18 protein-coding genes are annotated in these 20,157 nt (G+C 61.6%); 12 read left to right on the plus strand and 6 right to left on the minus strand.

Annotation, left to right across the window (positions count from 1 at the left end):
• Positions 1–296: 296 nt before the first annotated feature.
• Positions 297–608, plus strand: coding sequence for a DUF4148 domain-containing protein (locus tag BG61_RS13085; RefSeq protein ID WP_035939841.1), 312 nt, complete (start codon positions 297–299; stop codon positions 606–608).
• Between the two features lie 619 nt (positions 609–1,227).
• Positions 1,228–1,818, plus strand: coding sequence for a BPSL1445 family SYLF domain-containing lipoprotein (locus BG61_RS13090; RefSeq protein WP_035939784.1), 591 nt, complete (start codon positions 1,228–1,230; stop codon positions 1,816–1,818).
• 626 nt (positions 1,819–2,444) lie between these two features.
• On the opposite strand, the gene BG61_RS13095 is transcribed toward BG61_RS13090, so the two are convergent.
• The gene (locus BG61_RS13095; protein WP_129572338.1) at positions 2,445–2,693 is read right to left on the minus strand and encodes a hypothetical protein; all 249 of its coding nucleotides are present in this window, start codon (positions 2,691–2,693) and stop codon (positions 2,445–2,447) included.
• A 789-nt stretch (positions 2,694–3,482) separates the two neighbouring features.
• Between BG61_RS13095 and BG61_RS13100 the strand changes: the two genes are divergently transcribed.
• Positions 3,483–4,295 (plus strand): hypothetical protein, encoded by an 813-nt coding sequence (locus BG61_RS13100; RefSeq protein ID WP_051672480.1) that lies wholly within the window; start codon positions 3,483–3,485, stop codon positions 4,293–4,295.
• A gap of 382 nt (positions 4,296–4,677) precedes the next feature.
• On the opposite strand, the gene BG61_RS40065 is transcribed toward BG61_RS13100, so the two are convergent.
• Positions 4,678–4,914 (minus strand): hypothetical protein, encoded by a 237-nt coding sequence (locus BG61_RS40065; protein ID WP_075584158.1) that lies wholly within the window; start codon positions 4,912–4,914, stop codon positions 4,678–4,680.
• Positions 4,915–5,432: 518 nt separating this feature from the next.
• Between BG61_RS40065 and hpnR the strand changes: the two genes are divergently transcribed.
• The 4 genes from hpnR (at position 5,433) to BG61_RS13125 (ending at position 9,685) form a co-directional block, all read left to right on the plus strand.
• Positions 5,433–6,971, plus strand: coding sequence for a hopanoid C-3 methylase HpnR (gene hpnR, locus BG61_RS13110; protein WP_035939836.1), 1,539 nt, complete (start codon positions 5,433–5,435; stop codon positions 6,969–6,971).
• Positions 6,972–7,208: 237 nt separating this feature from the next.
• Positions 7,209–7,799, plus strand: coding sequence for a TetR/AcrR family transcriptional regulator (locus tag BG61_RS13115; protein ID WP_035939783.1), 591 nt, complete (start codon positions 7,209–7,211; stop codon positions 7,797–7,799).
• 111 nt (positions 7,800–7,910) lie between these two features.
• Positions 7,911–8,900: an alpha/beta fold hydrolase gene (locus BG61_RS13120; RefSeq protein WP_035939780.1), complete on the plus strand. Its 990-nt coding sequence runs from the start codon at positions 7,911–7,913 to the stop codon at positions 8,898–8,900.
• Between the two features lie 71 nt (positions 8,901–8,971).
• Positions 8,972–9,685, plus strand: a complete 714-nt coding sequence (locus BG61_RS13125) for a cysteine hydrolase family protein (RefSeq protein WP_035939778.1) — start codon at positions 8,972–8,974, stop codon at positions 9,683–9,685.
• A gap of 490 nt (positions 9,686–10,175) precedes the next feature.
• Here the strand turns inward: BG61_RS13125 and argE are convergent, their stop codons facing one another.
• From argE to BG61_RS13145, 4 genes are read right to left on the minus strand one after another with little or no spacing between them, the layout of a single operon-like run.
• Positions 10,176–11,339 (minus strand): acetylornithine deacetylase, encoded by a 1,164-nt coding sequence (gene argE, locus BG61_RS13130; protein ID WP_035939776.1) that lies wholly within the window; start codon positions 11,337–11,339, stop codon positions 10,176–10,178.
• Positions 11,332–12,009, minus strand: coding sequence for a DUF1028 domain-containing protein (locus BG61_RS13135; RefSeq protein WP_035939774.1), 678 nt, complete (start codon positions 12,007–12,009; stop codon positions 11,332–11,334). The genes argE and BG61_RS13135 overlap by 8 nt, the downstream gene beginning before the upstream one ends.
• A 10-nt stretch (positions 12,010–12,019) precedes the next feature.
• Positions 12,020–12,457 carry a RidA family protein gene (locus BG61_RS13140; protein ID WP_035939772.1) on the minus strand — a complete coding sequence of 146 codons (438 nt, stop codon included), beginning with the start codon at positions 12,455–12,457 and terminating at the stop codon, positions 12,020–12,022.
• Between the two features lie 59 nt (positions 12,458–12,516).
• Positions 12,517–13,866 carry a flavin-containing monooxygenase gene (locus BG61_RS13145; RefSeq protein ID WP_035939834.1) on the minus strand — a complete coding sequence of 450 codons (1,350 nt, stop codon included), beginning with the start codon at positions 13,864–13,866 and terminating at the stop codon, positions 12,517–12,519.
• Between the two features lie 431 nt (positions 13,867–14,297).
• On the opposite strand from BG61_RS13145, the gene BG61_RS13150 reads away from it, so the two are divergent.
• From BG61_RS13150 to BG61_RS13170, 5 genes are all read left to right on the plus strand, one after another.
• On the plus strand, positions 14,298–15,224 hold the full coding sequence (locus BG61_RS13150) for a LysR family transcriptional regulator (protein WP_035939771.1): 927 nt from the start codon (positions 14,298–14,300) through the stop codon (positions 15,222–15,224).
• Positions 15,225–15,411: 187 nt separating this feature from the next.
• A complete protein-coding gene (locus BG61_RS13155; protein WP_035939768.1) occupies positions 15,412–16,560 on the plus strand; it encodes an SRPBCC family protein in 1,149 nt (382 codons plus the stop codon).
• 32 nt (positions 16,561–16,592) lie between these two features.
• Positions 16,593–17,774 (plus strand): ABC transporter ATP-binding protein, encoded by a 1,182-nt coding sequence (locus BG61_RS13160; protein ID WP_035939830.1) that lies wholly within the window; start codon positions 16,593–16,595, stop codon positions 17,772–17,774.
• A 1-nt stretch (position 17,775) separates the two neighbouring features.
• Positions 17,776–18,822 carry an ABC transporter substrate-binding protein gene (locus tag BG61_RS13165; RefSeq protein ID WP_035939767.1) on the plus strand — a complete coding sequence of 349 codons (1,047 nt, stop codon included), beginning with the start codon at positions 17,776–17,778 and terminating at the stop codon, positions 18,820–18,822.
• A 67-nt stretch (positions 18,823–18,889) separates the two neighbouring features.
• Positions 18,890–20,143, plus strand: coding sequence for an ABC transporter permease (locus BG61_RS13170; protein ID WP_035939765.1), 1,254 nt, complete (start codon positions 18,890–18,892; stop codon positions 20,141–20,143).
• Positions 20,144–20,157: the final 14 nt, after the last annotated feature.

The raw sequence follows: 20,157 nt of genomic DNA on the forward strand, positions 1-20,157 counted from the left end.
ACATCATCAAGGCTATAGATGACCCGTTTTGCATTCGAACGCAGCCCACGCCGGTTCCTTGAGGTCTTTCGACGCGCTACGGTTCACAGCTTGAGCATGGCGCCCATATGGAGTCCGCGGAGCGTCTCCATGCAAAGCGAACCCTCACGAAGCATAGCCCGTGCCGTTATGCGGTAAACAATGGATTTCAATATCAGCTTCAACTTTCACGAATCAATCAACTACGCTTGGGTGACTGGCTACAGACAATGGGTTCGTTTGTAACGAGCGCAATCAACCATTTGAGGTACGCCACCATGAAATCGCTAATATACGGAATACTGCTTGCCTCGGCGCTTGCCGCCCCGGCGTTGTCGCTAGCCCAGTCGAATGCACCGGTGACCCGGGCGCAGGTGGACGCTGAACTCAAGCAGCTCGAAGCGGCGGGGTATCGGCCTGGTTCTGACAACAATTACTATCCGGCTGACATCATCGCGGCACAGAAACGTGTCAACACGCTCAACGGCACGCCAACGGGATACGGAGGCGCAGTGTCCGCCGCGAGTTCGTCCGGACGTCCGCCCGCCACATCGACCTCTGACGCGAGGTCCCTCTTCGGCCACAGCTAGGCCGGGGGCCGTTTGCGAAGCCTGGACCATTCTGATGCATGTCGGTTCGCACGCCAGCGTTGAATCGAGCGCCAGGCTCCATCTCTAGCGGTCGAACTGCTCGTCCCTTCTCGACATGCCGATCCGGTTGTCGACGTAGACGCCGCCATCGCACGAATCCTGTACGCCCCGCCGTGGCGAGCTCGCCGCCACGGACAGGCAGGCTGAAGCGCAAATCGACGCGCGGCCAATGCCCATTCCCTCGCTGACGTTTCGGCATACAAGACAAGCGCGAATATCAGGCTCGGAACGCCTGACGGCGTCAGATTCCATTGGGACCCACGCGCAACATGCTATTAGGGCTTAGCCGCATGGAACAACCGCTAATTGACGGCGCTTGTATAACGAGGCGGCCTGCGCACACGAGAGGGAAGCCGATGCGCCCCGTCTGAATATTCTTCAAACGTGCAACGTTGACCTCCGTTGGATCAGGACAAGTTGCGCGCGGGATGCACGTAATCTTGCACATCGACTGCCTGCCCTGCGAGCGAGCCCCTTTTTTCGAAGGTGCTGTGCTATAACCCAATATGCAGTTCGCTCCCGTTCTATGGGTCTTTCAAGTCCACGATGGAGAAGAATTATGCAAAGACGAAACTTCATGCTCCAGTCGACTGCCGTGCTGGCGCTGGGAGGGCTTGCGCTAGCCGGATGTACCACGACGTCGAACAAGGGTGACCAGAAAACCGCTGGCGACACGGACGCACGCCGCGCCATCGATTCCGAAGTCGACGCAACGCTGCAGCGCCTCTATGCCACCGTCCGCGGTTCGCAAGAACTCGTTTCCAAGGCGCGCGGCGTGCTGGTGTTTCCGTCTGTGATCCAGGCGGGCCTGGGGATCGGAGGCCAGTACGGGAAAGGTTCGCTCAGGGTCGGCGGGTCTACAGTAGGCTATTACAGCACAACGTCGTTGTCCGTCGGTCTGACGGCCGGCGCTCAGTCGAAGGCGCTCATCTTCCTGTTCATGACGCCGGAAGCGCTCGAAAAGCTTCGCAACTCCAAGGGCTGGGCGGCCGGAGTCGATGCATCGGTGGCGGTCGTCAAGGTCGGTGCAAACGGCGCAATCGACACAGCGACAGCCACGTCGCCCGTCGAAGCATTCGTCCTGACGAATGCCGGCCTGATGGCCGACGTGTCGGTGCAAGGCACCAAGGTCAATCCGCTGGATCTTTGAGCGCACAGCAACGTCTATGCGACGGCGCCGCTACCGGGCGGGCTCGATGTGAGCTTCGTGTATTTGGTCATCGATCCCGGCATGCGCCAGCCGCTCGCAGCGCTATTGTTGAAACAGTTGCACGCGCAATTGCAGGACAGGGAACGGTTGGTCGTCTATGCGGGAAGATGGATAGCTACAGTACCGCGTTCCGTCATCTCGCCGCGCGTACCGGCACGGCGGATTTTCAGGTGTGCGTTTCCGATGGCGTCAAGTCATTTGCGACAGCGCATCGTACTGACTCGCAAAACCGTGGCAGGCCAGCACCTCTTCCGTGCGCAGTCCACGGACTAAATTTTTGCGCCTCAGTTTTGATGATGGCGCCGTTCTCGGCACTGACTCCCGATGGCTTGAGAAAGGTCGCGGTTGCAGCACGGCATTCCCGCTCACAGCTTCAGGCCCATCCGAGCATCGCACGACGGACAATCGGCGCGGCAAGTGCTCGGTGGAATGAACGCGTAACAACTGTGATCCGCTGTCAAGGACGGACGTCCCGGAACAGCGAGAGAGCACGTCTCTGCGACGCCTCCTCGTCGACGGCGCATGGAGCCGGACCCGTCAGGCGTCAGGTGCAGCGTGAACAGTGGTCACTGTGAAGACGCGCCATGATGTGCCGCGGCGATCGCGGCATCGCGCTCCTTCGCCGCTTCCGCCTTCTTGTGATCGTAGACTTTCTTCGCGGCATTGACCTTCTTGTTGTAGGCCTTGTTTGCCGCGTCGACCTCCATTCGCATCTGGACGATCGGATCGTTAGTGCCACTTTGGGCTGCGCCGCCGCCCTGTGCCCAGACCGGCGATGCAAGCGCCAATGTCGCGAGCCCGACGGTTGCCATCATGAGTTTCACGATTCTCTCCTGTATTGGATGTACAGACATGAAAACGATGTACCGAACGATGCACGATGCCATCCCGACTCCCGCCGTTTTGGACTGGAGACGACCTCGGGCAATCGCGTCCCATGAACTTCGGACGAGGCGGAATTTGGAAACGTTCATTTCCGGCGGTCGAGTGAATCAAACTCGCGCGACATGCTTGTCTTATAGACGCGCCTGCGCGTGAATTCAAGATTCGTAACGTCTTTGATCAGTGAATAGGGGAACACGTCCCATTCCACCTATGCCTCGCCTTACGGTGTCGGTTAAGTGCATAGCCAAACTCACTCATTCAGTTATGCCGCATCTCTCAGGATCGTTAGCACATGACAATCTTGCCCTTTGGCTATATGGGTTCTTGCAAGAGTTCGACGTAGATTCTGGAATGCGAATATGAAGGTGCTAACGCTTCAGCCTTAATTACATATTGCTTTCTATTTTGCTTGCGCGGAGCGCATCGGATACCGGCGATACTTTCGGACACGCGAGAGCATGAACGAAGCAGCGTGTGACCTGAAGCTTCAGATAATGAGCGATCCAACGACGGCAGAAATGATGTCACGTGGATTCCTTAAGCTAACGATCTCATGCCATAGCCCTCAAGAAACGTTTGAACTGCTGGTGCACAATGAACTTGAAATGCCGAATCGCCTGCAGATCGAGGGATGCACGCAAGCAACTGAAGTCCCACGCCCTGGCCTCCGCCCATAGCTCTTCCGAATCTCGCGCGGCACCGTTCGCCATGGAGGCGGAATGAAAATGACGGTCGCTTTCCTGATCGCGCTTTTTCTCCTGACTACGCGCGTGTTGGTCGCCGGTGCGGCAATCCGATATGAGCAAGACGCGACACCCAACGGCGCCGCAACATTCGATATCCCCGGCGCGGCTCTCACGTCGAACCAGGAATCGAGCTACGACGAAATGCTGATGGCGAACGGTGTGGACCCGGGTTCAAACAAGGCCCGTGTGATCGTTGCCTGGATTAGACGAATCCAGCATGACCCTGTCATAAGGGCCAACGTACACAGCATCAGCAGGCTGTTTATGGATGCTCAGACTCGCGCGAACCTCATGGCGGACGGTGTCGCGCGTCTCGCTCCCGCAGACCGTCTCAGGTACGCCAGACTCATCACGAAGTTTCTCGACGTGCTCGTACCGCCCGATTGTTTCGGGATGAATGACATGAGTGAGGTCATGAGCCGCATCAGTCTGAACGAAGTGGCCGACGCCGATATCGATGAATATCTGCAAATTCTCTTGGAAGCGCTTCGAAGCTCTGCATCGGCGGCTCCGATCGATATCCCGACGCCACAGCAATATGCCGCCGCAGAGATCACACTGGGACGCGCGCTCGCATCAGAACTTGGAAACGACAAGGCGAACCTCACGCGATACGAGGCCTATATGGCCAATCCGAAGCGTGCTACGCCCACCGAGGCGTGCTGGGGACTCAGGGTCACGATGCACGCAATCCTAGCCATGCCCGAGCCCGACCGGGACATTGTCTTGCGCTACGTGGTCACGCCTCGGAGCGCGCAGGTTACGCCGTCCCCGCGCCGGCCCTGACCGCAATTACCGGACGCGTGACCGCCGAACCACGGACAAAAACAAAGGCAATCCGACGCCGTCAGTCTCGCGGATGATGGAATCATCCATCAATCCCCTCGAATCGCATGGCGAAGCCCGGTCTACATCGCGGCATGGTTCGGCCCGCCGCCGGCCTTGGGTGCAGCCCGGTAGCGCACCTCGGCAGCGGCAAAGCCGGGAAAGATTTCCACGCCGACGCTTTCGGCCTGCTGCGCCATCCGGCGCGTAACGCAGCCCAGGCTGATTCACTGAAGGCAATCATCCCGACGCGGCGATGTGCTCAGGCTCACACCCGCGCCACCGGGCGATCCAGCCTCGGCGGCAACCAATCGCCCGTGAGACCACGCCATCACGCTATTCGCTAGCGAATGCGCATTGCCAGCCGTTCCGACTCGGGCGGGAAAATGCGCCAGGCACCGTCACGGTGCCGAAAGAAGAAAATCGCCACCAAACCTTCCGGTCTTAGTGCCTCAACGCAGACACAGCGCATCCGGTTCAGGCGGGTGCGACCGAAGCGGGTGACCCGAACCGGTGTTGCCGTGCCTAGCGCAAGCCATTTTTCGACCAGCATACGCAAAGACGTTTCTGCGACGTTCATCCGCTCCTCCTTCACATTCCGGCCCAGCCGGCCGCGCCTAGTTGCACTCACCCTGCCGGGCGGCGAGTAGTCGTGGCGGAGCCATTTCGCACCGGGGCCCGCCCCAGGCACGCGTCGGCACCTGTCGACACAACTTTGCCTGCAAGTCCCCGCTGCCGGACCTCTCCTGTTGGGGGGGCGGCTTCGTATGCGGCGTGGTCAGTCCATGAGTGCGGCCAGATCTGCGGGCGCGAAACCGTAGTCAATATGAAAGGTAAGGCAGCGCAGACGTAGATCGATCGAGGCGAACGTCTCAGACGCGCTACCCTTCGCAGCGCTCCCGGAAAGCCTCACCATCCAGCCATGGAGCGCTCGTGAGCACGCGGAAGCTTTGGACAGTAGAATCGTCATGAGCCATCCCGTGGTGGCATCAGAAGAACCCATCGCCCGGCAGTCGACCCGTACCAGGGATACCAGCATGAAAGCCCGGCGCGTTCCGCCATCGCATGGACGCGCCCTTTCTGCCGAAAGGAGATCTCATGAAGGTGCTCGCTGTTCACCCCAGTGGCCTGATGTATACCCGCGTGTTTCTGCGCCTCGAGCCGCTCGGTCTGGAGACCGTCGCCGCCGTCATTCGCGAGGCTGGCCACGATGTCCGGCTGATCGACCTGCAGGTCGAATCGCATCGCGAACTGTTCAAGCTGATTCGCAAATGGCGCCCCGACGTCGTCTGCTTCTCCGGCAACTACCTCGCCAACATTCCCGAAATCATCGATTTGTCGAAGACGATCAAGGCGCAATGGCCGGATTGTTTCGTGTTCGTCGGCGGGCATAGCGCGTCGTTCACGGCCGCCGACATGCTGAAGCACGCCGACGGCGCAATCGATTGCGTCCTGAAAGGCGAAGGCGAAGCGAAGGTCGTAGAACTGCTCGATGCCGTCGCGCGCCGCGGTGAACTGTTGCCGATACCGGGCGTCGTCACGCGCGACGGCGAAGGACCCCCGCCCGGTTTCGTCGAGAGCCTCGATCAGGTTCGCCCCGCGCGCGATCTGCTGCGGCACCGGCGCAAGTACTTTATCGGCGTCCTGGACCCGTGCGCGTCGATCGAATTCGCGCGCGGCTGCCCCTGGGACTGCACGTTCTGCAGCGCATGGACGTTCTACGGACGCAGCTATCGCTCACGTAGCCCCGAAGTGGTCGCCGACGAACTGGCGTCGATCCGCGAGCCCGGCGTGTTCATCGTCGACGATGTCGCATTCGTGCATGCCGATCACGGCATGGCGATTGGTCGCGAGATCGAGCGCCGGGGCATCCGCAAGAAGTACTACCTCGAGACGCGCGGCGACGTGCTGTTGCGCAACAAGGAAGTCTTCGAGTACTGGCGCACGCTGGGCCTGCAATACATGTTCATCGGCATGGAGGCAATCGATGCAGAAGGGCTCAAGGCATTTCGCAAGCGCATCAATATCGACAAGAACTTCGAAGCGCTCGCGTTCGCGCGCTCGCTGGGCATCACGGTCGCCGTCAATCTGATCGCCGATCCCGACTGGGATCACGACCGCTTCGAAGCAATCAGGCAGTGGTGCCTGGAGATTCCGGAGATCGTCAACATCAGCGTGAACACGCCGTATCCGGGCACCGAAATCTGGCTGCGCGAGCAGCGCCAACTGACGAGCCTCGACTACCGGCTCTACGACATCCAGCACGCGGTGCTGCCCACGAAGTTGCCACTGCGCGAGTTCTACACGGAACTGGTACGCACGCAGCAGGTGCTCAACCGCAAACATCTCGGCTGGACTGCGCTGCGTCATGCAACCGGCGAGGCAGCGCATCTGTTGATGCGCGGTCAAACGAACTTCGTGCGGATGTTGTGGCGGTTCAACTCGGTGTTCAATCCGAACCTGCAATTGAGCGACCACGCGCGTGAAGTGCGTTACTCGATGACTCCTCCCGATGCGTCGCGTGAGCAAACCGACGTGAAAGTGCTGTACGTCCATCGGCCGGCCGGTCGCAAAGGCCGCAAGATAGACGATGCGACGGAGAAGTTCGTCGATCAGACGCGCATGGGTGCGGGCTAGCTAACAGCGGTCGCCTCCCGATCTGAACGGCGCGTGAGCACCAAGTGCGTTGGATAGCCGTATCGACCGACATGAATGGGTCCGAACGCGCGCCAGGTCACGTTAAGAAAGAGCGGACATCGCCGATCGGGCGGCTGTCGTCGCGAATCCGCGAAGGTCTCTTACAAGTCACGTGATTGACAATACCCGACCAGTCGTCTATATTTCGTTTTATTGTAATTCAGCAGACAACCCCACATGCCAAGACCCGCCAACCCAGAAGTCCGCACCCGCCTGCTTACCGCTGGAGGACGCGTTGTCTACGAAATGGGATTCAACGCGAGCGGGGTGCAAGACATCGTAGCGGCGGCCGACGTGCCGAAGGGGTCGTTCTACAGCTACTTTGGCAGCAAGGAGACCTTTGCGGCCGAGGTGCTGGAAGCCTATTGGGAATCCATCGAACACCGGCACGGCAGTGTCATGTATGACGCGCGCATCAAGCCGTTGGCGCGAATCGAAAAGTTTTTCGGGCTGCTGGCCGAGGACCACGCGGCCAGCGAATTCAGGCTCGGATGCCTGATAGGCAACCTCTCGCTGGAGCTGTCCAATGCCAGTGCTGAAGTACGAAGCGCGCTGAAGCGGATCCTCGGACGATGGGAAGGTTCGATTGCCGCCTGCCTGGAAGAAGCGAAGATGCGCGGAGAACTCCCTTCCGACCGCAATCCCAAGCAGGTCGCTGCGATCATCGTCGAGAGCTGGGAGGGAGCGATCCTCCGTTGCAAGGTGGAACGCAGTGGCAGTGCCTGCCATCGATTTCAGCGCGTCACGCTGAAGCAGTTGTTGAGCTAAATTTTTTTTGCGTCAATATATAGACGACTGGTCGGCTATATTAAGCATCGATGAAGCTGAGGCGACCGGCGTACTGATTTTCAACAAAGCGTTCACTAAAGGAGCTGCAGCATGTCTACGAAGAACTGGTTCGCCGACAAAGCCGCGCGACGCGACGTATTGATCGGCAGCGCCGCCGCAGTTGGCGCAGTGGCCGGATCATTTCTTCCGGGTCTGGCTCATGCCGCCACGTCGCCGCCTGCAGCGCCTGCCTCCAGATCACCCGGCCAGCAGCTGGGCAGTTACATCGAGGCGAAGGATGGTACTCAGCTTTACTACAAGGACTGGGGCACCGGCCGCCCGGTCGTGTTTTGTCATGGCTGGCCCCTTAGTTCGGATAGCTGGGAATCGCAGATGATGCTGGTGGCGTCGCACGGCTTTCGCGCCGTCGCCCACGATCGCCGGGGCCATGGCCGCTCGAGCCAACCTTGGAACGGCAACGAAATGGATACCTATGCCGACGATCTGGCGACCGTGTTCGACACGCTTGATCTCACGAACGCCATCCTCGTAGGCTTTTCGACCGGCGGCGGAGAGGTGGTCCGCTACATTGGCCGGCACGGCACGCGGCGGGTCTCCAAGGTCGTACTCGTTTCCGCCGTGCCGCCGCTGATGCTGAAGACGCCTGCCAACCCAAAGGGACTGCCGATCGAAGTATTCGATGGGCTGCGTGCCGCTCAACTGGCGAACCGCTCCCAGTTCTACAAGGATGTTCCGGCGGGTCCGTTCTATGGCTTTAACCGCCCGGGCGCCAAACCGTCCCAGGGATTGATCGACTCGTGGTGGACGCAGGGGATGCAAGGCGGCCACAAGAACACCTTCGATTCGATCAAGGCGTTTTCGGAAACCGACTTCACCGAGGACCTGAAAAAGATCGACGTCCCCACCCTGATCATTCACGGCGACGACGACCAGATCGTGCCGATCGACGCCGCAGGTCGCGCATCGTCACGGCTCATCAGGAACTCGAAGCTGGTCGTCTATCCAGGTGCGCCACATGGCTTGACGGAAACGCACAAGGACAAGTTCAACGCCGACTTTCTGGCGTTCATCCGTAGCTGATACCCGTCTCACCTTTCCAGCGGGCGCGGCTATTGCGCCCGCGCCACCCCCAGCCTATGAGAGGCGTCCCAATGTGCAATCAACATTCCCCCTACGCGGATCCTGCCGACCCCGCTTTGCCCGGTTCCGACATGAAGCTCGACCTTTCACGGACGGCTCTCGTTGTCATCGATCCGCAGATCGATTTCATGAGCCCCGAGGGCCGCAGTTGGGGTGTTGTCGGGGAGAGCGTCACGGAGCAGAACCTGGTTCCCAACCTGAGCCGGCTGTTCCAGGCAGCAAAGCAGGCTGGCATCACTGTCGCGGTTTCGCCGCACTACTACTATCCGCATGACCACACGTGGAAGGTGCAAGGGCCGGCAGAGATGTTCCAGCACGCCATAGGCATGTTCGACCGCCCGGGCGCATTGACACTGGAGGGCTTTCGGGGCTCTGGCGCCGACTTCGTTCCGGAACTCAAGCCATATGTCGAGGACGGCAAGACCATCATCTGTTCGACGCACAAGCTGTACGGCCCGCAATCCAATGACCTGACGCTGCAGTTGCGCAAGCAGCGCGTGGACCAGGTGATCCTCGCTGGAATGGCCGCGAACCTGTGCGTGGAATCGCATTTGCGTGATTTGCTCGAGCAAGGCTTCGAAGTTGCGGTCGTACGCGACGCAGTCGCCGGTCCGAAGCTGCCTGACGGCGATGGCTACCACGCGGCGCTGGTCAACTTCCGCTATCTCGCGAACGCGCTCTGGACGACGGAGGATACGGTCGGGCGCCTGCTCGGCAACGCCTGAGCGCACGCGCCTGTTCGATCGGCACGGGACGTCGCGAACCGGCGGCTTTACGTCTTCGACATCATTACCGCGTCGGAGTCGTTGATGTCGCCGGTTGGCCGTGTGCACCGCCGATCCAATGCGCCGGCCACCCGGGCGAATCGTGACTATCTCGCGGCGCTTGGCGTTACGTTGGCATGCATCTGTCTGCGCTCAACAGAAAGAACACGAGCATCGGCAGCCCGAGCGGACCGGTAGCCAGCTTGACGGCATCCATCGTATCGGCGCCGGGCGGCAGCGCCAGCACCGCGACGGCGCCGAAGACGAACGCAAGCGTCGAACGACATGGGCATGCCCGGCCTTGAAAGGGAATCGAATGAGATGTCTTGCGGCGCGTCCCTTTTCAGCGCGAAAAAGCGACCCTCAAGCGCGGCCGGCTGAGTGGGCCGGCCACATCGCTCCCGAACCTCCAGCGCGAACGTCGCGCGGCAGATTCCTCGCGTCGGCCGAATCAGGATGCCGTCGAAAGGTAGGCCGCGAGGCGAGCCAGCATTGCATCGCAGTGGCGCAGTTGCTCGACCGTCACGAATTCGTCCGGCTTGTGCCCTTGATCCATGCTCCCCGGCCCGCACACCACCGTGGGAATGCCCGCCTGGTCAAACAGCCCGCCCTCAGTGCCGAAGGCGACCGTCCCGAATTCCGTGGAGCCGCTCAACATCGCCAACAGACGTGCCGCTTCGCTGTCAGGCGAGGTCGCCAATCCCGGATAAGCGCTCAGCGGCTGAAAGCGAATGTCGGTGTCGGACTTCACCGCACGCATCTTCGGCAGCAGTTCGGCCTCGGCATAGGTCTGCAATTCATCGGCCACTCGATGGGCATCGAAGCCTGGAAGCGCGCGCACCTCGAAATCGAATTCGCATTCGGCCGGCACGATGTTGAGCGCGCGTCCCCCTTTGATCACGCCGGTCTGCACGGTCGAAAACGGCGGATCGAAGCGACCGTCGTGATGTTCGGGCTGCGACAACCGATCGCCGATCTCGTCCAGACGGCCGATCAGGCGCGCCGCATACTGGATGGCGTTGACCCCATAGGGCGCGTAGGCCGAGTGGCAAGGCGCGCCTTTCACCTGACAGCGCATCGCAAGCTTCCCCTTGTGGCCCAGCACCGGTTCCATTTCGGTCGGCTCGCCGATCAGGCACAGCACCGGCCGGTGCGGACGCTTTTCCAGTTCGGCCAGCATCGGCCGGACGCCCAGGCATCCGACCTCCTCATCATAGGAAAAGGCAAGGTGCACCGGCAGCCTGAGCGCGCGCCCGAGAAAGACGGGCACCGCCGCCAGTACCGATGCGATGAAGCCCTTCATGTCGGCGGTGCCGCGGCCGTACAGCCGCCCGTCTCTTTCGGTGAGGCGGAATGCGTCGACAGTCCAGGGCTGGCCGTCGACCGGCACGACATCGGTATGGCCGGAAAGCACGATGCCTCCGCGGTCACTAGGGCCGATGGTGGCAAACAGATTGGCCTTGGTGCGCTCGGCGTTGTAGAACAGCTCGCTTTCGATTCCGAATGCCGCAAGGTAATGCCGGATGAATTCGATCATCTCCAGATTGGAGTCGCGGCTGACCGTGGAGAAGCCGATCAGCCGTTCGAGCAACTCGCGGCCGGACGTTTCATTCATTGCCCGGCACTCCATAGCTGGGAGCGGCGGTCGGATTCAGCGCCCGGGTCACGTAATCCTGCATCTGCGGACGATAGGCCTGCCAGAGACGGTCGAGCTGGCCGATGGGGTCATCGTCGGCCCAGTCGACCCGCAGATCGACGATCGGCCAGCTCAGGTCGCTCACTATCCTGAGCGCTGCCGAATGCACGGGGCCCGCTTCTCCGCCCGCCGCCATCGCGGCATGCATCGCGGCGAGCAGACGGTCGGCCAGCGAACCGGGCGCATTTTCGAACGCCGGAACCATCGCTTCGATGACTTCGACACCCGCCAGCATGTTGCCGGCCGCTACGCATTGCGCTCCCGCCACGGCGGCGTGCAGGCCCAATGCCTCCTTGCCGGTGAAGCACGCGGTACGACCGTCAACATCGATCACCGTCACCTGCCGATACTGGCTCCAGTCGTCCGCGCTGAGCGCGCGGTCCAGCGCTGCCACGGGATCGAGCTTCGCGTTCTGCAGCAGATCGAGAATCTGCGGACCGAGCGCAGGCAGCGTGACGTTCTGCGTCGCGACCGCGCCCACGCCTGCGCGCAGCCAAGGGCATCGCGCGCCCACCGCGATACTCGACGAGCTGATGGCGATCCCGAGCTGCCCGGACTCCGGGCAGCGTCCGACGATAGAGAATGTCATGTCCCGCTCCTCAAGCCTGTGCCGGCTTCCAGCCATCGGGGATGACGGCGATCACATCGATCTCCATCAACCACTGCGGCTGGCCCAGCGCGCTCACGACCAGGCCGGTGGAAATGGGAAACACGCCCTTGAGCCACTTGCCGACTTCCTGGTACACCGGCTCGCGATAGCGCGGATCGATCAGATACGTCGTGGTCTTGACGATGTGAGACAGGTCGCTGCCCGCCTCCTCCAGCAACTGCTTGACGTTCTTCATCGCCTGCTCGGCCTGAGCGCGCGGATCGCCGAGTCCGATGAGCTGGCCCTCGAAATCGGTACCCACCTGGCCGCGCACATAGACGGTGTCGCCGGCGCGCACGGCCTGACAGAGATCGTTGTCGAGCGTCTGGTTGGGATACGTGTCCTTCGTGTTGAACATGCGGATGCGGGTGTGCGTAGGTTGGCTCATCAGTGCACCTTGAAGCTGAGAAGAAATGGGTCGCGGCTTGATGGAAGGAGAAGCAGGCGTCAATTCACGCCCATCTCGCTGACTTTATGGAGGCACGAATCGACGGGCGCGCTCGCCGCCCTTTCCTCGCGGCCGTCCGTGGCATGGCGCTGCGAGGCATCGCGGTAAGAGAGATATTTGCGCTGCGTGACGATGTGGTCGGCAATATGCCGGGCATCGTGCCAGACGCCCCAGATAAAAGCGGAGCCGCGACGCGAGAGCCACGGCAGGCCGAGAAAATAGATGCCCGGCTCCTTCGAAACCCCGCGCTGATGCTTCGGCTTGCCCTTTTCGTCGAAGGCGTCGATCTTCAGCCAGCTGAAATCGACCGCGTAGCCGGTTGCCCAGATGATCGACGTCACGCCGGCCTTTGTCAGGTCGAGTTCGAGAACGGGATTGAGCACGCACTCCGGATCGGCAGGAATGATGCGGGCCTCATGATCTTCCGGCAGGTCGAGACCGTTGCGGGCGACATAGGTGTCAGCCGCGTTCAGGAGCGACAGGTAGTTCTCGTCGCCGCGGGCAATGTTGATTGCCAGATCCGATTGGAATGTCACGACGCCGCCATTGAACGATTTCGTCAGACCAACGAGCGTGATGCCCTGATGCGCAAGACGCCGGAAATCCACCGTATGACCGCCACGCGCACCGCTCACTGCGATGGTGACGTGTTCCTTGCCCGGCCTCATGACCTCCGCGTCCCATTCGCCGAGCACGCCCAGCCACCAGCAGAAGTCGCGGCCGCGATATGCGCGCGGGGGACGATCATGCGGCCCAACCGACAGATAGACCTCCCTGCCCGCACGCTGCAGTTCATCGGCGATCTGCACGCCCGATGAACCCGCACCCACCACCAGCACCGCCCCCTCGGGCAAATGCTCGGGGTTGCGATATTCGGCGGAGTGAATCTGCGTGAGATTCGGGGCTTCTGGGGCGATCGGCGGAATGACGGGGCGCTGGAAAGGTCCGGTCGCGACAACGACGCGGCTGGCCTCGATGGTTCCCTCGGATGTTTCGATGGTGAAGCCCTGCCGCCCGGCGTTGCGCACGACTTCTTTGACCTCCACGCCGGTGCGGATCGGGGCTTCGAACTTCTCGGCGTACGCTACGAAATAGTCTGCCACCTGATCCTTCGAGGCGAAGGCGTCCGGCTCGAGACCGTCGAACTCGAGATTGGGAAAACGATCGTGCCATGCGGGACCATTGGCAACCAGCGAATCCCAACGCCCCGTGCGCCAGCGTTCGGCTATGCGATCGCGTTCCAGGACGAGATGCGGCACGCCGAGCTTGCTGAGGTGTTCGCTCATCGCGACGCCGGCCTGACCGGCGCCGACGACGAGCGTATCGATTGACGTTTTTTCCACTGTCATGGCTTTGTCCTTCTGAAAGGCGGTTTGATCCGGATCGGTCATGACCTCCCGACCAGCGAGAGCCCGCGGCCATCGCGGACCAGGTCGCGATTTTTTAGCCCGCCCGATCGCTGTCCTTGCGGTCCAGCGTCCATGCGGGTTCGGTGTGCGTTGCATTCTGTCCCCGGCGAGCGATTCCGCGAAATGACATTTCCATCACTCGCCAGCCGCAAAACATGGCTGCTCATGCGGGACACAAGGCCGTACGCACTTATCGTCCTGCCGAGGTAAAGCGCGACGCCGTGAGCCCCTTGCCGTGGCGAAAATCTACGCCACCCGTCAGAATCCGAAAAATATATTAAAAAAATGCACTGCATCAGCTTTGGCTATGCAGGCTTTTTTGAGCACCTCACAATGCGGTCCATTGAAGGCCCGATCATGGAGCGTCCCCGATGGAAAGCCATCCATTGCGCTACTCGCTGCGTCAGTTGCGCTATTTCGTCGTCACGGCAGAAACGCTCTCCTTCACCGCCGCGGCGCGGCGCCTGCACATTTCCCAGCCGTCCATCTCGACGGCGCTCGCGGACCTCGAAGTGTCGTTCGGCGTGCAACTCTTCATACGGCATCACGCAAGCGGTCTCTCGCTCACGCAAGCGGGCCGCGATCTGCTCGGACAAGCGCGCAATCTGCTGAAGATCGCCGAGGAACTGCAGATGGCCGCGAAGGAAATGGACGGCGGCATGACGGGCTCCATCGCGCTCGGCTGCCTCGTCTCGCTAGCGCCGCCGTTGATGCCAGGCCTCATCAGCCGGTTTACGAGCGAGCATGCGGGCATTTCATTTCGCACCGTCGAGGCGCATCAGGACGGCCTCCTGCGAGGCCTGCACGACGGCTCGCTCGACATCGCCCTGACCTACAGCCTCGATTTGACCGAGGACATCGCCTTCACGCCGCTGCTCTCGCTGCCGCCTTATGTGATCCTGCCCAAGACGCACCGTCTCGCGCGCGCACGCAAGGTTTCGCTCGCGGACCTGCTGCCCGAGCCCTACGTGATGCTCGATCTGCCGCACAGCCGCGAATATTTCGCGGCGCTCTTCGATGCGGTGGGCAACCGCCCGGTGCCCGCCTTTCGCTCCTCGCAGCCGGAAGTCGTGCGCGGCATGGTGGCCAACGGCCTTGGCTACAGCATCCTCAATTTCCCGCTCAAGTCGAACCGCACCGTGGATGGCGAAGACTTCGTCATTAAGCGTTTCAAGGACAGCGTCAACGCGACGACGCTCGGCATCGCGCAGTCACGCACGATGAAGCCGCGGCAAGTCGTGCAACGCTTCGCATCGTTCTGCGAGAACTATATCCGGCGCCTGCATCTCGATGCGTGACGGCGCGCGGACAGGCGCGGGCACAAGCGCCAATCCAGCATACGCTGCATAGGTAAAAGCTTTGCGTTGTATCCGAAAACAATATTTTGGCTGGCAATTTGGCTTGATAGATTTCTGACCATGTTGAGCGCAACGCCGCAATACCTCGCGTTGGCATGCTCCCACGGTGATTGATCAAGGAGGCTCCATGGCAAAGCCGGCAAGGACGATCGAGGTGCAAGCGCTTGTGGAAGAATTGCAGGCCGGTTGCGAACGCTCGTTTGGCCATGCGCGCTCCATGCCGCCTGGCGCCTATACGTCGCCCGAATTCCTGTCGCTGGAAGAGCGCGATATCTTCCAGCATGAATGGCTGTGCGTCGGCCGCGCAAGCGCGTTGAAGACTCCCGGCGACTATCTGACGGCGCATATCGGCGCACAACCCATCGTGGTTTTGCGCGACGAGCAGATGCAACTCAAGGCGATGTCCAACGTGTGCCTGCATCGCATGTCGGTGCTGCTCGAAGGACGCGGCAATGTGCGCCGGATCATATGCCCTTACCACGCGTGGAACTATTCTCTCGATGGCGAGCTTCGAGGGGCACCGCTCATGGACCGGCAAGAGGGCTTCTGCAAGGAAAGCTACAAGCTGCCCGCCGTGCGCTGCGAAGAATGGCAGGGATGGATTTACGTGACGCTCGACGAGAATGCGCCCCCCGTCGAGGAACAGCTGACCGAACTGAGCGGACTCATCGGCGCGTACGGCATGTCCGACTACATCGAGACCTTCTATGAAGAGCACGTGTGGGATACCAACTGGAAGATCCTCGCCGAGAACTTCATGGAAAGCTATCACTTGCCGATGCTGCATCGCGCGACGGTAGGACCGCATTCGCGGCTCGAGGAAATGGAATGCCCGCCGGGCTCTCCCGCCTTCAACTACCACTGGATCACGAAGGAAGCGTCTTTGCCCATCGGCAACGCGCATCCTGACAACACGCGGCTCACGGGACACTGGCGCAAGACCACGGCGTTGCTCGCCATCTATCCGACGCATCTCGTCACGCTCACGCCGGGCTACTTCTGGTATCTCGTGTTGCAGCCGCAAGGGGTCGGGCGCGTCCATATCCGCTTCGGAGGCGGGCTTGCGCCGGAGTTCATCTCCGACCCCGATGCCAACGCTCACATGGCGGCGCTGAAGACGCTGCTCGACGAAGTCAACGCGGAAGACAAGCGCGGCGTGGAAGCGGTCTTTCGCGGCGTGCATGCACCGCTTGCAAAGCCCGGCCATCTGAGCCATCTCGAACGCCCCAACTATGACTTCGCGCGCTATCTCGCGAAGAAGCTCGGCGAGCATTGATTACGGCGGCACTCCGACAGGACACGATCACGATGTCAAACCCTTCCTTCATTTCATTCTCGGGCGTAAGCAAATCGTATGACGGCGTGCATTACGTCGTGGAGGATTTGAACCTCGACGTGCGCAAGGGAGAATTCCTGTCGCTGCTCGGGCCGTCGGGTTCGGGCAAGACAACCACCCTCATGATGCTCGCCGGATTCGAATCGCCGACGCAGGGCGAGATTCGCCTGGACGACCGCCGTCTCGACGACAAGCCGCCGCATCAGCGCGATATCGGCATGGTGTTTCAGAACTACGCGCTCTTTCCGCATCTGACGATTGCCGAAAACGTCGCGTTTCCGCTTTCGGTCCGGCACGTGAGCCGCGCCGAGCAGAAGGCACGCGTGAAGCGCGCGCTCGAGATGATCGAACTCCCGCATCTTGCAAACCGGCGTCCCGCACAGCTCTCCGGTGGCCAGCAGCAGCGCGTGGCACTCGCGCGCGCGCTCGTGTTCGAACCGAGCGTCGTGCTGATGGACGAACCGCTCGGCGCACTCGACAAGCGTCTGCGTGAAACGATGCAGTACGAGATCATGCGCCTGCATCGGGAACTTTCGCTCACGATCGTCTATGTCACGCACGATCAGGCCGAAGCGCTGACGATGTCGGACCGCGTTGCCGTCTTCTCGGACGGCCGCATTCAGCAGGCCGCCACGCCGAGCGAACTGTATGAAAACGCGCAGAACGCATTCGTTGCGAACTTTGTCGGCGAGAACAACGGGCTGACCGGACGCGTCGTCAATGCAAGCGAGGGCTGGGCAACGCTCGCGCTGTCGGATGGCAGCGTCATTCGCGGACGCTGCGAACGCGGCCTCAACGCGGGCGATCAAGCGATGCTCGCGCTGCGCCCCGAGCGCGCGCATATCCCGAGCGCGGAGGGAACGAACATCGACGAGCACAGCAACGTGGTCCACGCTCGCGTCGAGGAACTGGTGTATTGCGGCGATCATCATCGCGTGCATCTGAAGCTCGGCTCGCGGGACGACATTGTCGTGAAACTGCCCAATACGCAGCGCCACGCGCTGCCCTCCCCCGGCAGCGCGATCGATATCGCATGGCGCCACGACGACTGCAAGATCCTCGCGATGAGCGCGCCACGCGGCGCGTGCGCGCCCCAACCCTCCACACCGCCGTCAACTTCCATCATCACGCCCGCTATAGCAGGAGCCAACTGACATGCGCACCAACCTTCACGCCCAGTGTGCCGCACTCGCCGCACTCGCATTCGCCAGCGTCACCGTTCAGGCAGCCGAGACGCTCTCCGTCGTGACCTTCGGCGGCGCATACGAGGCCGCCGCAAAGAAGGCGTACTTCGAGCCGTTCACTCAGGCCACCGGCGTCGGCTTCTCGACTGAATCGTATGACGGCGGCCTCGCCAAGCTTTCCGCCATGGAGCAGGCGAAGAACACCACGTGGGATCTGATCGACCTCGAAACGAACGACGCGATCACCGCCTGCGATGAAGGCCTGCTCAAGAAGTTCGACAAGAAATCGATAGGCAAGACGAGCGATTTCATCCCCGGCTCGATCAGCGATTGCGCGGTGGCGAGCATGGTCTGGTCCACGGTCTACGCCTATGATGCGAGCAAGCTCAAGACAGCGCCCACGACCGTCAATGACTTCTTCGATCTGCAGAAATTCCCGGGCAAACGCGGCCTGCGCAAGTCGCCGAAGGTATCGATGGAGTGGGCGCTGATCGCGGACGGCGTCGACCCGAAGGATGTCTACAAGGTGCTCGGCACGCCGGCCGGCGTCGATCGCGCGTTCAAGAAGCTCGACACCATCAAGAAGAACATCGTGTGGTGGGAGTCGGGTGCGCAGGCGCCACAACTGCTCGCGGATGGCGCGGTCGTGATGACGCAGGCGTATAACGGTCGCATCGACGATGCAGCCAAGAAGGACAACAAGCCCTTCAAGGCGGTCTGGGACGCGCAGGTGTACGACTTTGAATGGTGGGGCATTCCGACTGGCGCGAAACACGCCGACACTGCCGCGAAATTCATTGTCTCCGCTTCGCAGCCGAAAGCGTATGCGGACCTGTCGAAGTACATCGCGTATGCGCCGCCGCGCAAGGATGCGATTGCGCTCGTCGACAAGCAGCGTCTTGCCGATCTGCCGACCGCGCCCGACAACTTCAAGCGCGCCGTGCAGATCAACGCGAACTTCTGGGCCGACAACGCGGACCAGATCAACAAGCGCTTTCAGGTGTGGCTCACGCAGTAACGCCGCCATTTGCACGCCCTGAAGCGTCACCGTTCGACGAGAGCACAACTTGACTGCGACCACCAACATGCCCGCTTCGGCCCCGGCCGCGCCTTCGGGCTCTCCAGCGAGAGCCGACGGCCGCGCGTCGTATCAGAAGGCGCGCCGCCGTGCGGCAGTTCAAGCGCTTTTGCTTGCGCTGCCGCTGATCGTGTTTTTGCTTTCCACGTTCATCGCGCCGATCGCGCTGCTGCTCGCGCGCAGCGTGGAAAACCGCGAAGTGCCTGACAGCATGCCCGCGCTCACGCATGCGCTCGATGCCTGGGACGGGCGTGGCGTACCCGACGAGCGTACGTTCGCCCTGCTCGCGTCGGGACTCAGGCAAGCGCAGGAAAGCGGGCAGCTCGGCACCGTCGCGCGGCGTCTGAACTTCGCTCAGCCCGAGTTCCGAAGCCTGTTGATGCGCACTGCGCGCGGACTGCCGGCCGACGCACCGCCCGCGTGGAAGCCCGCGCTCATCGAACTCGACGAGCGCTGGAATTCGCCGGAGATCTGGCGCTTGCTGAAGCGCGCCGCCGCCTCGCCCACGCCGGACTACCTGCTCGCAGCGGTCGATGCGCAAGTGACGCCGCAAGGCTCGGTCGCATCCGTGCCGGACAACGCTTCAATCTACCGACAGGCGTTCGTGCGCACGATAACGATCAGCGCCACGGTCACGCTCTTGTGCCTCGTGCTCGGCTATCCGGTAGCGTGGCTGCTCGCCAATCTGCCCGCGAAAAGCAGCAACCGCCTGATGCTGTTCGTGATCGTGCCGTTCTGGACGTCGCTGCTCGTGCGCACGACCGCGTGGTACGTGCTGCTTCAGCCGAGCGGCGTCATCAACAGTCTGCTGATGGGACTCGGCCTCGCCACGCGTCCCGTCGCGCTCGTCTTCAACCGCGCGGGTGTGCTCATCGGCATGACGCACGTGCTGTTGCCTTACATGATTCTTGCCATCTATTCGGTGATGAAGGGTGTGTCGCCCGTGTATGTGCGCGCGGCGCAGTCGCTCGGTGCGCATCCAGTCACCGCGTTCGTGCGCGTCTACGTCCCGCAGACGCTGCCGGGCGTGGGCGCGGGCTGCTTCCTCGTCTTTGTGCTCGCGCTCGGTTATTACATCACGCCTGCATTGCTCGGCGGCGCAGGCGACGAAATGATCAGCCAGCTCATCGCGATACAGACGAACACGCAGCTCAACTGGGGGCTCGCCGGAGCGCTCTCGGCGTACCTGGTGATCTTCACGGCGATTTTCTATTTCCTGTTCAACCGGATCGTCGGCATCGACCGGCTGCGCTTTGGTTGACCGATGCCGACACG

It is taken from the genome of Caballeronia glathei, assembly GCF_000698595.1.
Taxonomy (GTDB): Bacteria; Pseudomonadota; Gammaproteobacteria; order Burkholderiales; family Burkholderiaceae; genus Caballeronia; species Caballeronia glathei.

Excerpts from the sequence above, each read along its gene's own strand:
- BG61_RS13085 (WP_035939841.1), top strand. The coding sequence starts at position 297 with ATGAAATCGCTAATATACGGAATACTGCTTGCCTCGGCGCTTGCCGCC.
- BG61_RS13090 (WP_035939784.1), top strand. The coding sequence starts at position 1,228 with ATGCAAAGACGAAACTTCATGCTCCAGTCGACTGCCGTGCTGGCGCTG.
- BG61_RS13095 (WP_129572338.1), bottom strand. The coding sequence starts at position 2,693 with ATGATGGCAACCGTCGGGCTCGCGACATTGGCGCTTGCATCGCCGGTC.
- BG61_RS13100 (WP_051672480.1), top strand. The coding sequence starts at position 3,483 with ATGAAAATGACGGTCGCTTTCCTGATCGCGCTTTTTCTCCTGACTACG.
- BG61_RS40065 (WP_075584158.1), bottom strand. The coding sequence starts at position 4,914 with ATGAACGTCGCAGAAACGTCTTTGCGTATGCTGGTCGAAAAATGGCTT.
- hpnR (WP_035939836.1), top strand. The coding sequence starts at position 5,433 with ATGAAGGTGCTCGCTGTTCACCCCAGTGGCCTGATGTATACCCGCGTG.
- BG61_RS13115 (WP_035939783.1), top strand. The coding sequence starts at position 7,209 with ATGCCAAGACCCGCCAACCCAGAAGTCCGCACCCGCCTGCTTACCGCT.
- BG61_RS13120 (WP_035939780.1), top strand. The coding sequence starts at position 7,911 with ATGTCTACGAAGAACTGGTTCGCCGACAAAGCCGCGCGACGCGACGTA.
- BG61_RS13125 (WP_035939778.1), top strand. The coding sequence starts at position 8,972 with ATGTGCAATCAACATTCCCCCTACGCGGATCCTGCCGACCCCGCTTTG.
- argE (WP_035939776.1), bottom strand. The coding sequence starts at position 11,339 with ATGAATGAAACGTCCGGCCGCGAGTTGCTCGAACGGCTGATCGGCTTC.
- BG61_RS13135 (WP_035939774.1), bottom strand. The coding sequence starts at position 12,009 with ATGACATTCTCTATCGTCGGACGCTGCCCGGAGTCCGGGCAGCTCGGG.
- BG61_RS13140 (WP_035939772.1), bottom strand. The coding sequence starts at position 12,457 with ATGAGCCAACCTACGCACACCCGCATCCGCATGTTCAACACGAAGGAC.
- BG61_RS13145 (WP_035939834.1), bottom strand. The coding sequence starts at position 13,866 with ATGACAGTGGAAAAAACGTCAATCGATACGCTCGTCGTCGGCGCCGGT.
- BG61_RS13150 (WP_035939771.1), top strand. The coding sequence starts at position 14,298 with ATGGAAAGCCATCCATTGCGCTACTCGCTGCGTCAGTTGCGCTATTTC.
- BG61_RS13155 (WP_035939768.1), top strand. The coding sequence starts at position 15,412 with ATGGCAAAGCCGGCAAGGACGATCGAGGTGCAAGCGCTTGTGGAAGAA.
- BG61_RS13160 (WP_035939830.1), top strand. The coding sequence starts at position 16,593 with ATGTCAAACCCTTCCTTCATTTCATTCTCGGGCGTAAGCAAATCGTAT.
- BG61_RS13165 (WP_035939767.1), top strand. The coding sequence starts at position 17,776 with ATGCGCACCAACCTTCACGCCCAGTGTGCCGCACTCGCCGCACTCGCA.
- BG61_RS13170 (WP_035939765.1), top strand. The coding sequence starts at position 18,890 with ATGCCCGCTTCGGCCCCGGCCGCGCCTTCGGGCTCTCCAGCGAGAGCC.